At 55.5% G+C, this 13,867-nt stretch carries 10 protein-coding genes; 6 read left to right on the forward strand and 4 right to left on the reverse strand.

Annotation, left to right across the window (positions count from 1 at the left end):
• Positions 1-229: 229 nt before the first annotated feature.
• On the forward strand, positions 230-850 hold the full coding sequence (locus SH139x_RS15715; RefSeq protein ID WP_488350724.1) for a response regulator transcription factor: 621 nt from the start codon (positions 230-232) through the stop codon (positions 848-850).
• Here the strand turns inward: SH139x_RS15715 and SH139x_RS15720 are convergent.
• Both SH139x_RS15720 and SH139x_RS15725 read right to left on the reverse strand, forming a co-directional pair.
• A complete protein-coding gene (locus SH139x_RS15720) occupies positions 842-3,382 on the reverse strand; it encodes a dockerin type I domain-containing protein (RefSeq protein ID WP_488350725.1) in 2,541 nt (846 codons plus the stop codon). The two genes, SH139x_RS15715 and SH139x_RS15720, sit on opposite strands and share 9 nt — an antisense overlap.
• Positions 3,379-4,389, reverse strand: a complete 1,011-nt coding sequence (locus SH139x_RS15725; protein ID WP_488350726.1) for an isoaspartyl peptidase/L-asparaginase family protein — start codon at positions 4,387-4,389, stop codon at positions 3,379-3,381. The genes SH139x_RS15720 and SH139x_RS15725 overlap by 4 nt, the downstream gene beginning before the upstream one ends.
• Positions 4,390-4,405: 16 nt before the next feature.
• On the opposite strand from SH139x_RS15725, the gene SH139x_RS15730 reads away from it, so the two are divergent.
• The 3 genes from SH139x_RS15730 (at position 4,406) to SH139x_RS15740 (ending at position 7,885) form a co-directional block, all read left to right on the forward strand.
• Complete coding sequence (locus SH139x_RS15730; RefSeq protein ID WP_488350727.1) at positions 4,406-4,636, forward strand: SlyX family protein; 231 nt, start codon at positions 4,406-4,408, stop codon at positions 4,634-4,636.
• Positions 4,637-4,880: 244 nt separating this feature from the next.
• Positions 4,881-6,953, forward strand: coding sequence for a TIGR03790 family protein (locus tag SH139x_RS15735; protein ID WP_488350728.1), 2,073 nt, complete (start codon positions 4,881-4,883; stop codon positions 6,951-6,953).
• 368 nt (positions 6,954-7,321) lie between these two features.
• A complete protein-coding gene (locus SH139x_RS15740) occupies positions 7,322-7,885 on the forward strand; it encodes a hypothetical protein (RefSeq protein ID WP_488350729.1) in 564 nt (187 codons plus the stop codon).
• Between the two features lie 92 nt (positions 7,886-7,977).
• On the opposite strand, the gene aspS is transcribed toward SH139x_RS15740, so the two are convergent.
• Entirely contained in the window at positions 7,978-9,753 is a 1,776-nt protein-coding gene (aspS, locus tag SH139x_RS15745; RefSeq protein ID WP_488350730.1) for an aspartate--tRNA ligase, read from the reverse strand.
• 327 nt (positions 9,754-10,080) lie between these two features.
• Between aspS and SH139x_RS15750 the strand changes: the two genes are divergently transcribed.
• On the forward strand, positions 10,081-10,593 hold the full coding sequence (locus tag SH139x_RS15750; RefSeq protein WP_488350731.1) for a hypothetical protein: 513 nt from the start codon (positions 10,081-10,083) through the stop codon (positions 10,591-10,593).
• A 3-nt stretch (positions 10,594-10,596) separates the two neighbouring features.
• Here SH139x_RS15750 and der read toward each other — a convergent pair whose 3' ends face one another.
• Positions 10,597-11,931, reverse strand: coding sequence for a ribosome biogenesis GTPase Der (gene der, locus SH139x_RS15755; protein ID WP_488350732.1), 1,335 nt, complete (start codon positions 11,929-11,931; stop codon positions 10,597-10,599).
• Between the two features lie 354 nt (positions 11,932-12,285).
• Here der and SH139x_RS15760 point away from each other — a divergent pair, with 354 nt between their 5' ends.
• Positions 12,286-13,803 (forward strand): FG-GAP repeat domain-containing protein, encoded by a 1,518-nt coding sequence (locus SH139x_RS15760; RefSeq protein ID WP_488350733.1) that lies wholly within the window; start codon positions 12,286-12,288, stop codon positions 13,801-13,803.
• Positions 13,804-13,867 lie beyond the last annotated feature (64 nt).

The raw sequence follows: 13,867 nt of genomic DNA on the forward strand, positions 1-13,867 counted from the left end.
CGTCACCGCTGGCGACTGCTGGCCGTAGGAAACCAGTCGATTCCGTGCAAACTTGCAAAACCAATCAAGCGGGTGCGACAAACCGCCCGCGAACTATCCAAAAGCCACGGTGGACGCAATAATAGTATGTAGGTGGCAAGCATTGGCTCTGTTCATTCGGCTCTGTTCGGAATACTGCCAGCTTGGACTCCATGTCCCCGGCCCATGTCCCCGGAAAGAGGTTTGCGAGATGATCGAGAATAGCGGGCGCACGTCAGCCGAGGGGCATGATGGTGCCCCAGTCTACTCGGCTGAGACGTTGGGTTACTCCAGCATCCTGATCGTCGACGACACCCTGGTGTTGCGTGATCGCTTGGCAATGGCCTTTCGCCAACGCGGCTTTCGCGTTGAAACCGCTAGCAATTACGACGAAGCGATCGTTGTCTTCGCGGAAAATCCAACCGAATTGGCGGTGCTCGATCTACGCATGCCCGGCCGATCAGGACTGGAATTACTGCAGCGAATCAAAGCCAAGTCCCCCTCCACCGAAGTGGTGATGCTGAGCGGTTTTGGCAGTATTGCAGCCGGTATCGACGCAATCCGCGCCGGAGCCGTCAATTTCCTCAGCAAACCTGCCGACGCCGATGAAATCTTGGCCGCCTTTGCCCGCGGCGAAGGTAACAACGTCACGGAAGCGAGCGGTGATGAATTTCGTGCCCCCTCGCTGGCTCGCGCTGAGTGGGAACACATCCATCGCGTTCTCAGCGACTGTGGCGGTAACATCTCCGAGGCTGCCCGTCGGCTGGGCATCCATCGCCGTTCGTTACAGCGAAAGCTAAGAAAGCGAGCCCCGGGCGATCCATTACCTTAACCGTCGCCGCGTTTCGTCCTCGAGTAATGAGAACCATTGAGCGTCGACCCACCCCAGCTCAAACTCATCATCCGCCGTTACTTTGCCAGCCGCTAGCACTTCACCTGCTCCTAGCAATCCACCTTCATCTGACGCTTCACCTTCGGCCTCGCCGCGATTGATCGCGTTGATGATTTGCAACGCATCGATCGGTGAGAGTAAGTAATCCCCCGAGACGTCAAAATAAGGCGGGGCGGGATCAACCAACGGATCGAGCATTCGCGGGCCACCGGTGCGGTTCAGTACGTTGATGATTTGCAAAGCGTCGATCGGCCTTACTTTACCGTCGCCGTTGACATCCAGCGGGTCATTGGGATTCTGAAAAAACAAAGGTTCATCATCCAGCACCGTGACATCGTCAGAGTCGCCTTGATAGCCCTCGGCGGAGACACTCAGCGAGACTCTGCGTTTTGGTTCGGGCAGGGTGTCATCGACCACATCAAGCCGCACCACCACCGCTTGCTGACCAGCCGGAATGACAATCTCTTCGCGTGGCCGCAATTGCGTGGCGTCTCCACCCGACACTGTCACCCGCAACGACTCGTCAACGTTTGTATTGCTGCGACTTACGCGCAACCGCACAGCCTGTTCGCCCGCGTTTTCCAGCACTTCAGTATCTAAAAATGTTGCCGTTAACCGCTCTGCATCGGTAATCACCAGGCCGACTGAGGCGAGATTGTTGCCTGCCACGCTGGCGGTAATCTCCACAGTTTGGTTGCCATCCAACAAGTTGTCGTCAACAGGTGTCAAGACAACGCTCTTACTGGTCTCACCGGCGGCAAAAGTAACATCTGCCGGCACCGTCGCCTCACTTGTATCACTTGATGACAAAGCGACCTGCAATGACTCGCTGATCAAACCGCCGCTGCGTCGCAACGTCAGAATCGAGGCTGGATTACCCGCTTCAGAAACTTGCTCCCGGCTGCTGCTCAGGTTCAAGCTCGTGCCAGCCACGACTGTTATGGAAAGCTCTTCGGTGGTGACACCATTGTCGTCATCCGAGACTCGCACCACAACTTGATAGGTACCCGGTTCGCTGTAGGCATGGGCCGCATCAAACGAAGCCAGAGTCAAACGCTGGGAATTGCCAATCCGGTCAACCGTCGCTTGGCCCTCATCACGCGGACTACCGTCACCCCAATCCACGGAATACGTGAATGTCTCGTTGGTCGCCGGAGTAACGTTTGTGTTGCGAAAACCGGGGTCCGAGATTTCGGCAAAATTCGTAATGGAAAAAGGTACCCCGGCCACCACGGAAGCAACATCGGCCAACACAACCGTCGGCGCCACGTTGTCAATGTTGGCCATGACCGTGGCTTGCGAACTTCCCAGCCGCGACCCGGTCAAAGTGATTGCCGTGGGATATGAGCCGTTGTCAGCAAACACATGTTCAGCGGTCACTCTCGCCGTAGGATGCACGACTTCCCAACCCAAGTCGGCCAGTCCGGCAAAGTCGAGTTTCGTCGGCAACTTGCGAGTCCCTTCCAGTTGGTCGGGATCCATCAGAGTCTCTTGACCGCCGTCCGCTAGGTCGCGATTCCAGTGCTGGCCAGCGTTACCGGGCAGCAATGGTACATTACCATTGCCATCATAGGCGGCCCTGGATGCGGGCCCCAGAAACGAGTCTCCCGAGACGTAGCGACTCCACGAATCCGACAGCCCAAAACCCAACAAATGAAATAGCTCATGCGCGGCGGTGGTCACAAAGTCAGCTCTACCAGCTGTCACGTTGGGATCAGTGCCAAAATACCAATCAGCCGAATTATCAAAAGTTAACGTCCCTCCCCAGGGAGCAAAATCATTCGCGTTCGTACCCGAGACAACCCCTTGGCCGCGCCGCGCAACCGCATTCAAAAATGCCGGATCCCCAATGACACCTTGGTAACCGCCAGGTCCACCTTCTGCCAAACCAATCCCAGGAATCGGCTTGGAACCCGCGTAAATCCGCAGCTCCCCAGCGTCGAACGCCACATCCTCGACCAACTCCGTCTGCCCCGTCTCCGGGTGCGTGACCCGCAATGTCCATGTGTTGGAGCCACCGGGAGTAATCGCTGAAAGCGAATCATTAAGGTGCGATAGCACGGCATCTACGACACTCTGCAACACCTGCTTCCGTTGGTTATTGAAGAAGCGGTCAGTGTCCAACGAATAATCAATCGTGGCAAACACGCGCCCACTCGCTTCCCCCCCCGTCACCGTGGCGTTGCTGGTCGAACCGTCTTGCCAATCGACCACCGCTGACAAATCGCCAGCAAACCCCAAAGTCTCAAAGTTCCGCACCAGGGAATACGGATCGCCTTCGCCAACCAATAACCGGCGAGTTTCCAGCGACTGAAACCGCAGACGCCGCCGCGCTGGCAAAACAGGGCGAGCCCGACGACTAACTGCACCACCGACCACATCAGCGACCGCACCGAAGCTCAGCATGCCGAGCAACCGGGGCAGCAAAGGGGCCCGTCCAAGCTCCGATCTCTCATACTTTTCAGCAGTCATTTAGCAACTTCCAACATTACCTCGAAGCGACCAGTATGATCGGCTGCACCGCACGTCATTCCGGGGGTATTATGCTGCAATGCGATCGCCCCGTCACTACCAATTGCGATCACCCCCCCAATATTGGGCGAGAGAGTTTCAGTAATGACCGCATCCACTGCCTGCTCGACGGTCTGCTCCAAATATCGCATCCTGGCCGACACGTCATAAGCCACCGCGTGGCGAATGAACTCCTCGCCCGTTCCCGTGGCACTCAGCGCACATGTCTGATTATCGGCATAAGTCCCCGCTCCAATCACAGGCGAATCCCCTAATCTACCTGGCATTTTACTCGACAAACCACCCGTGCTAGTGCCCGCTGCCAAATTTCCGGCGTTATCTCGCACCACACAGCCCACCGTGCCAAAATATTCCTCACCTCCCTGCCAAGCCGCCGAAACATCGCGATCGCCGGGTTTTAATTGGAAGTACTCCGCCGGCACCAGTTCCAATTTCTGCAATCTGGCAAACTCATCAGCCCCCGGTCCAGCCAATAGCACGTGCTTGGTCTCCGTCATCACGCGTCTAGCCAAGGTGATCGGATGTTTAACAATCGTGACCCCGCCAACCGCGCCGCAAGCTCGATTGCTGCCGTCCATGATCGAGGCATCGAGTTCAGCATTCTTCTCCGCATTCAGCACCGCCCCCCGTCCAGCGTTAAAGCTTGGGTCATCCTCCAAGATGCGAATCACTGCTTCTACGGTATCCAGCGAGGTGGCCCCACCGGATAACATCTCTCGTCCCAGCTGCAACGCTTTTTTCATCCCGGCCAAGCGCGCGTCTCGCTGCGCCTGACTCCACTTCGCTGGCGTGCCCCCCGCTCCGCCGTGCACGGCAATCGACCAAGTCACCGTCGCAGCTGCATCTTCACTCGGGAAAGGCTCGCCCGTTGCGCTGCCACCGACCCCCGCGACTGCTACGATTGCGAGTAGAAAACGACATACTTGATTACGCTTAAACATCGACATTTGGATACCCTTCGCTATGCCCGCTGAACTTGACCCAGCAACACGCATCGCCAATCTAGAAATTGCCCTCGCGCATCACCAACGTGACTACGATAGCTTAAATGCGGTCGTAACTGAACAAGCGAATCAACTCGATCGGCTGCAACGCCGCATGCAGCAACTCTCCGACCGGCTACAGTCGATAAACTCCCAAGAGGGACAGGCACAACCGCGTCGACTCGAAGACGAGAAGCCTCCCCATTACTAAGCACCGCCGCAAAAATCATGAGACAAAACGGAATCAGCCGCGGTACGTTTCGCTTCTCGGTGAGCGTCGCAATCAGCAAGGCTCAAAGCGGTTGTGCTATACTTGCTGGCGTTGAACAGTTGATCTCGAACAGTTGATCTCGCTTCAACTCGATAAATCGAACCCATCAATCGAACCGTTCAACATGTTACCAGTGGCAATGCCCTGCTAACCGCTGTCCACATTCATGAGGATGATCCGACACATGGCTAATGATCGATCAGGCGGTTTGAATCGCGGTTTCCCGCCGGTCGGCTTGGCCATCTATTTTGGCTTGGCGATTTGCTGCTGTTGCCTTGGCGCGAACTTCGCGCGGGCCGGTCTCGGCCCGGAAAACCTAGTGGTGGTGGTTAACTCAAAATCGGCCGACTCCCGCACGATCGCTAATCATTACGTCCAGCTGCGAAACATTCCTTCGCGAAACGTGATCTTCCTCGATGACGTCCCCGAGGCGATGGTCACCGACCTCGAGAATTTTCGCTCTCGGATTCTCAAACCGCTGCTCGAAGAGATTGATCGCCGTGGACTCGCCAACCATGTTCACGCCATCGCCTACTCGGCCGGCTTTCCGTACGCGGTAAACCTCAAGGAACATGGCGAGCGGCTTGAGAATGGCGACCTTCGCAAAGCCTTCACCGCGACCGGGTCAATCAACGGCCTGACCTATCTGTTCCGGTTCATCATGGCCGATAAAGAAACGTATCTCAGCCCCAGCCCAAATTTTTACGTACGCGCCCCCTGGGAACGGCAATTTGATAATCCGTTTAGCGAAGAAACGGGCGAACTCTTTGATCAAGCGAAAGCTGAACTCGCCGCAGGTGATGCCCCGGCGGCCGCTGATAAATTCGGCAAGCTGTTCGACGATCACCCCACACAAGCTCCCTTGGCAATCATGGCCGCTCAAGCTTTGGCCCAAGCGGGCAAACTCGACCAGGCCATGGACCGCCTTCAGCAAGCAGCTGCCGCCCTCTGGTCCTCCGGTCGCTGGCTCGAACAAGATGAATTGTTGGCTCCGCTGCGTGATCGCAAAGACTTTCAACAACTTGTCGCGCAACTCGGCGACGCCCCAGCAATTTCTCAACATGCCATCGGTTTCGATGCCGCCCGCGGTTGGACCCGCAACGGTTGGTGGTCCACTCCGGCGCTCGGGGTCAGCTATTTGCCCTCTACCATGCTCGCTGTCACTCGCGGCAAAGGAACAACGGTTGAAGAAGCGATCGAATACCTTACGCGTGCATCACAGGCGGACAACACCTTTCCCGCTGGCACGGTTTATTTGACCAAAACCTCCAACGTGCGAACTAAGACTCGCTGGCCACAATTTGCCGAAGCAATGCTCTATTTGAAATGGCTCAAGCGAGATGTAAAAGTTGAGAAATCGGTCCTACCCGAAAACGCCGACGATGTGATCGGTGTCACTTTTGGCACCGCCAGCTTTGATTGGCCCGCCTCCGGTTCCAGCTTCCTGCCCGGCGCGATCGCCGATAATCTGACCAGCACCAGCGGCGTGATGAAAAGCCAAGGGCAAACAAAACTGACGGAGCTGTTGAAAAGCGGAGCGGCGATCGCCTCGGGGACTGTGACCGAACCCTACGCGCTGCAATTTAAGTTTCCACTCCCCAGCATCCACGCTTTTTATGCCGCCGGAGTTTCCGCAGTGGAAGCCTATTACATGTCGCTGGCCAGCCCGTACCAATTGCTCATTGTCGGTGATCCCCTCTGCCAACCTTTTGCTCGCCAACCGGCCGAAACGGTGGCGGGCAGTCGCGGCAAAGCCGACGGCGAAGAGGCCCTCCTGTTCAGCACGCGCCAGCCTAAAACCCCGCCCAACCCGGCACACGTCTCGCCGCTCAGCCAAGTCGAAATCTACATCGATGGCAAACTGCTATCCCGGTCGGCACCGCTGGAAAATTATCGCATCAAGATTGGGTCGCTCGCGGGCGGAGCCTACGAACTGCGTGTCGTCCTGATCGGGGAACCTCGAACTGCTCCTCGGAAAACAATTCGCACGTGGTTTGAATCGCCCGGCCTGCTGACCACCCCCACGGCCAAATTGCTGGAAATCAACGAGAACATCGCTCAAATGGAATTAGCGGCGACGGGTGCCGATGAAGTCAAACTGATGCATTTCGACCAGCTCGTTGGCTCGATCTCGGGGGACCAAGGGACGGTCGAGATCGATTTGCAACCACTCGGGCGAGGCCCCATTCGCTTGCGAGCCCAAGCTACTTTCCGCGGCACCACCGTGCCGGGACGCGAGTTTGTGGTCAATTATTGAACTCTGCTGGAATTCCTCAGCGAAGCCGCTAACTTCGCTATTCGTTGCCGACTTCGTGGCGATGCCCGCCGCCCGTCTGCCTGCGTTTACTCAGATGTCCCGCCTTCCGTTCCTGCGGCAGCCGGAATGGAGTGCACGGATTTCCAGTGAGATTGCCGTGTTCCCGCGTGGCAAAAATGAAAAATTGTCGCAGGGGTCGGTTGCCAAGCGAGCTGTCTGGGAAATAATACGCACGTCGGCGGCGGATTCCGCACATCGATGGCAATTAGTATAGATAGTAAACTTTGAAAACTAGAAGTGATGTGCCGCGTTGGCACTTTTCCGATGGTTGCTTGTTTCCCTCCCAGCTTCAATGGAGAAGCGAAGTTATGGCACGAATGATGATGGCCGCTACGTTGGCCGGTTTGATGATGGTCGCCGGTTACTCGGTCGCCAAGGACTCAAAAGACGCTTGTTTGCAAGCAGGTGATTCGATTGGACCTTTCTATGTGACCAAAGTCGCTGGTCCCGAAGATGGCGTCGCCAATGGCAAAACCCTCTGCTACCGCTGCAAGTACGGTTCGAGCCCCATGGTCATGGTGTTTGCTCGCGAAACGGGTGGCAAAATGGACCAATTGGTCAAAGGGCTCGATTCGGCTGTCGCACAACACCAAGATGCAAAGCTTCGCAGCTTTGTGACACTCATCGGTGGCGATGTCAGCAAGCTGACCCAGACCGCTGAAAAGATGGCGGCTAACTTGGGCGTCAAGAATCTTCCAGTCGTGGTCGCCGAAGATGCAGAGAATGGCCCCAGCAATTACAAGCTGGACCCCAAGGCTGAAGTCACCATCGTGGTCGCCAAAAACGGCAAAGTATCAGCTCAACACACCTTCGCTGCCGCAGACATCGACATCGAAGCCGTGATGAAAGAAGTCAAGACGTTGATCAACTAATCAACGAATTGACTCTAAACTCTGTCAACTTGAACGCTGGGAACCAATTGGATTCTCAGCGTTTTTTTATTTACCGACCAGCCGAAAATTGATCACTCCTTCACGGAGACCGTTCGCAAAGCCAACTCTTGCAGTTGCTTGCCATCAACCGATCCCGGCGCTTCGGTCATGTTATCAAACGCTCGCTGAGTCTTGGGAAAAGCGATCACCTCGCGAATATTCTCCAAGCCGGCAAACAACATCACCCAGCGATCGATCCCCAACGCAATACCGCCGTGCGGCGGAGCGCCGAATTTCAACGCGTCGAGCAAAAAGCCAAACCGATCGCGGGCCGTGGCTTCGTCGATGCCCAACAAATCAAAGACTTGCCCCTGCGTGGCCGGATCGTGAATTCGAATCGTGCCGCCACCCGCTTCCGAGCCGTTGATCACCAAATCGTAAGCTTGAGCGCGACAGTTCTTTGGATCGCTGACTAATTGATCGAGATCCTGCGGACGGGGTGCCGTGAACGGGTGGTGCATCGCCACGTAGCGCCCCTCTTCCTCGTCCCAATCGAACATTGGGAATTCGATAATCCAGGAACAATGCATGGCTGACGGATCGTATAGCTTCAGTTCCGCGCCCAAACGTTTGCGGAGACCATTAAGCCCTTTGCAAGTGACTTCCCAAGAGTCGGCCAGGATCAACAATAAATCTCCCGGTTTCGCTTCCATCGCCGTGGCAATCTCAGCCAAATGTTCAGCGTCCAAATTCTTGCTAATTGGCGACCATAAATCGCCATTCTCCTCAACCCGAAACCAAGCCAGCCCCTTGGCGCCGAACGTGCTTTTGACAAACTCCGTGAGCTCATCAATTCGCCGCCGTGAAAAATCACCAGCAACTCCCGGCACGTTAATCCCACGCACATGCCCACCGCTGTCGACGGCACCCCGGAAGACTCGGAATTCTGTCTTACCGGCAATTTCCGTTAGATCAACAATTTCCAAACCGAATCGCAAATCGGGCGCGTCGTGCCCGAACCGCCGCATCGCTTCATCGTAAGTCATCCGAGGCAACGGGGTGGGAATGTCCAGCCCCAGCACCTCTTTAGCCGTCAAGGCGACTAATCCATCGATCATGCCGATCACGTCATCCGCATCCACAAAAGACATTTCCATGTCCAACTGAGTGAATTCCGGTTGGCGGTCAGCCCGCAAGTCCTCGTCTCGGAAACAACGAGCGACTTGCACATAGCGGTCGAAACCAGCGACCATCAAAATTTGCTTATACAGCTGAGGCGATTGCGGTAGTGCGTAAAATTTCCCCAAATGGACGCGGCTGGGTACCAAATAATCGCGAGCCCCCTCCGGCGTGCTGCGCCCCAAAATTGGCGTTTCCACATCGATGAAATCATGCTCGGCAAAATAATCTCGCATGATTTTGATGATCCGGCTTCGCAACACCAAAGCGCGTTGCATGGCGCCGCGACGCAAATCCAAATAGCGGTAGCGAAGCCGCAAATCTTCCCCCGGCAACTCTTGTTGACTCGGCAAAAAAGGTGGATTCGGGCAATCGTTCAACAATTCGACCGCTTCCCCGCGAACTTCAATGTCACCGGTCGATAACTTATCGTTCCGCTTGCCTTCCAATCGTGGCGCAACCACGCCTCGGATCAAAATACACGACTCGTTCGATAACTTGCCGGCGGCATCCACTTGAGCTTGCCCACTTTCCGGCCCCACCACGATTTGCGTCATCCCGTAACGGTCCCGCAAATCAATAAAAACCGCCCCCCCGTGATCACGGGTGCTCTCCACCCAACCACAGAGCGTGACCGCTTGATCAATATGTTCCGATCGTAACTGGCCGCAATTATGCGTACGTAACAAGGCTGCGTTCCTTCAAGGACAATTCGCGAAATATCAGTTTTGGCGACGCATTCTAGGCTTTGTCGCAAAACCATGAAACTAGTACTTCGTCCAGATTGCCGAACAGCGATATTCAATTCACGACTTTCGCTTCACCGCTTTTCGGCTGGCCCTGTTCCAACCCAGCTGCCTTTAATCTTCCCCGCTCGATAGCCACCATGCAGAGCATCTGGCGATTGGCCGTCACGGCTTACCCCCGCAAGCAAAAATTTTCAGGTACAAAGATAAGTTGGCTTCTCAGCCGGCTCGAACGACTCGACCGACCAACCTCGATCCTTGCTCGTAAACATGCCCCAACCGCCTCAAAACGCCGCCGAGACGCTCGTAAATCCCTACGCGGCGCCGATCCCGACCGAGCCCAGCAGGCCAATCTACCGGCAAGCTCACGAGGCAAATCGCTACGGCAAACTCTCGCAGTTTTCTCGTGGCCTGGGAGCAGCGATGTTGGTAGGCGCCCCGATCGCTGCTGGCCTAGCCTACTGGAAAATCTTAACCATTATCGTCTCAGGCCCCATCTACTTGGTCGTCGGTTTGCTGCAAGCATGCCTGTCAATCCGCTGGGCACCGCGGCATTATCTTTGGATTGCCGTGCCCTTCCTGCTTTGCGTGTTTACCGTGCTGCTAGTTATCAACCTGTTTTCACTTTCGCCCGCTCAGGCCCAGACCCCCGTGTCACTGGGCATCTGCGGCTTTGCGTTGTTGATTCAGCCCGCTTGGCTGCTGCTGATTAAATCCCCCCAGCAGCAGATGTTACCGACGCAAGAACAAGTCGACGAAGCTGCCGAATTCACAAGCCCTTAATGCTTACTTTTTATCAGCGTTGCGGCCCGAGCGTTTTTCCAAATAGAGCTTGATTGGGACTTCGCCGAACGGCAAATGGTCGCGAAGAATCCCCAACAGATAGCGTCGATAATTATTCGCGAAAGCATCGGGCTCGTTGCACATCAAAACAATCGTTGGCGGTTCGGTGCCAACTTGAGTGCTGTAGAAAATCTTGGGGCGGCGATTTTGGTACAGGGGCGGTGGAGTGCGTTCGATTGCAGCTTGGACCAACCGGTTCAATTGACCGGTTGTAACTCGATTTCGCGACTGCTTGAACAACATCTGAGCGTGGTTCAGCAGCGTTTTCACATTCTTACCAGTTTGCCCCGTGATGAAGGCAATCGGCGCATATTGCAGAGTGGGAAATTGAGCCCTCAAATAGTCAACCCAGCGTTCCGTGGGGATCGTTTCTTGCAGCAAATCCCATTTGTTGACCACAAAGATCACCGGCTTGTGATTCTCAATAATGTGTTGGACCAGCTGCTTGTCGACTTTACTTGTCTTCTCGGTGGCATCAAAAAACATCAACACGACGTCGGCCCGGCGAACTGACCGTTGAGCCCTGTGGGTGCTGTAAAACTCCAAATCGGTCCTGACGCTCCGCCGTCGACGCAGCCCCGGCGTATCAATCGCGATAAATTTTTGGCCATCCAACTCAAATTCAACGTCCACGCTGTCTCGCGTGGTGCCCGGAATCTCGCTCACGATCATCCGCTTGGCCTTTACCAAAGAATTGATAAAGGTGCTCTTGCCCACGTTCCGGCGACCGACGATCGCGACTTTCATCCGCGGTTCGTCAACCACGTCCTCGTTGGGCGGCAAACGTTCCTCGATCAGCTTGAGCAACTCCTCCCGCCCTCGATTCTGCAACGTGCTGGTGCAGACCAGATGGCCTCGGCCCAATTTACGAAACTCATCCGCTTCGGCATCGAGCGGATCGTGGTCTGACTTATTGACCACCAAGATCACTGGAACTTGAACGTTCCGCAGCCGCTCTGCCGCCTCTTCATCGAGCGGCAATAACCCGGCGCGGACATCCACCACGAACAGCAGAATATCGGCCGAATCAATCGCTTCGTCGATCTGAGCCCGCACATCAGCGGTCAGGTTATCGACGTCCTCAATCCCCATGCCCCCGGTATCGACCAGCTCAAAATATTTGCCCTCATCTTCCAGCTCGACCAAAGTCGTCATCCGGTCGCGAGTCACACCTGCATGATCATCGACGATCGCTAACCGCCGTCGAGCGATCCAGTTAAAAAGGCTACTTTTGCCGACGTTGGGGCGACCAACGATAGCAACTTGGGGGATGGCCATATGGCTTAATCTTCGGAAAACTTGAGGAAGTCTGAAATCGGTGGCATGTATTCTTGTCACAGCCGGGTCTTAATGTAAGACGTTAAAGCAATTTGCGACACTAGCCGCCCGTGTGAAGTGTGTCTGGAAGCGAGGAAATGTTATGCTGGATAGGGTTAGTTCGGTTGTCCGCAGTCGGGCCTCGCAGCCACACAGCCGCCGCCTCCAGCATAACTGCCCAACGCTTCCGCCCCCCACATGATTGAGCGTGCTGCCATGCCATTTTCCAGCTGTCGCAAATCAAAAGTAGGGCTCCTATGCTGCCTTTGCCTCGGCCTGTCATTCAGCCTGACACTCACTGGCTGCGAAAACCGGGTGAGGGAAAATCATGTGGGGGAAAACCGCACCGGCGGTCCCACAGCGGACTCCGCAAACCTGGCCAGCGACTCGCGCCCCGACATTCACCAAACCGCACCACTGACGGCGGAAACCGAAGCCGCAATCGTCGCGTTTTGTGGCGACTGTCACATCATGCCCCAAGCTTCCAGCTTTCCGCGGCATGCATGGCGAGCCGAGGTCCAGCGAGGCTATGACTTTTACTACGCCTCAGGCCGGAATGACCTCGAAATTCCAATCCGCGGAGATACGCTTGCTTATTTCACCTCGCGGGCCCCCGAGCAGCTCCATCTGTCAGCACCAGCGAAACCTAACCCAACTTGGCAAACGCAATTGGAACGAACGGAGGTCACGATCCCCGACATTGCCGACGCGGCCATTTCATTTGTCGATGTCGTGGTTGCCGATCCACCTTTCGGACGATCCGTGTTGTTCTCTGACATGCGCGGCGGCGGCGTGTACTTAGCCAAGATTGACGCTGGTCAGATTGGTTCGCCCCGGCGGATCGGTCAAGTCAACCATCCAGCAGCTGTTCGCATGACTGATTGGGATGGAGACGGACAGCAAGATTTTATCGTCAGCGACTTAGGCTCTTTCTTGCCCGAAGACAACACCTTGGGACAAGTCGTCTGCCTGCGCCGTGAGCCTGATAGTGATAACTTTTCAGCTCACGTTCTGTGCCGTGGGATTGGACGCGTTGCCTCCGTGGAGACTGCCGACTTTGACAGTGATGGGCAAACGGAATTATTGGTTGCCGAATTCGGCTGGCACGAAACGGGAAGTATTTTCCTAGCCCGACGCGATCCTTCCGGAGCAACGTTTGCGGAGCTCACTAGGCACCGACTTGACTCGCGTCCAGGAACGATTCACGTTCCGCTAACCGACTTGAATCAAGATGGTCATCTTGATTTCATTGCCTTAATTAGCCAGCACTTTGAACGGATCGAAGCATTCATAAACGATGGTCGCGGAAACTTTGTCAGCCAGCCAATTTACGAAGCTCCCGATCCGTCATTTGGCTCAAGCGGGATTCAGTTGGTTGATATCAATGATGACGGTCGGCAAGATATCCTTTACACCAACGGCGACGCTTTTGATAGTTTCATATTGAAACCATTTCATAGCGTCCGTTGGTTTGAAAACATCGGGGACGGAAATTTTCAACCGCATCTGCTTGGGCCGTTACCGGGAGCGCATCGAGCGATTGCTGAGGATGTCACGGGCAACGGTTTACCTGACGTCGTGGCCGGAGCATTTCTGCCTCGCGATCTTTTGTTGTCAGCGAATTACCAGGAAGCGGAAGCGGTCGTGCTATGGGAGCAAGTTGAGGTGGGAGTATTTGAGCAGCACGTGCTCGACAACGAGGGAGCGGATCATGCGGCACTGACCGTCCACGACATCAACGAGGACGGGCGAGCCGACATTATTTTGGGCAACTTTCGCGAAGGGGGCACGCAGAGCGGCTCAGCGTTAACGATTTTGACCTCCAAACGGTGAGCCGTCACAATACTTGCCTTACCGTCACAGCCGGTAATGCATTCAGTTGTTCCGCATTTGATCA

This window comes from Kothea flammea, from assembly GCF_052161645.1.
Classification (GTDB): domain Bacteria; phylum Planctomycetota; class Planctomycetia; order Pirellulales; family Pirellulaceae; genus Laterigemmans.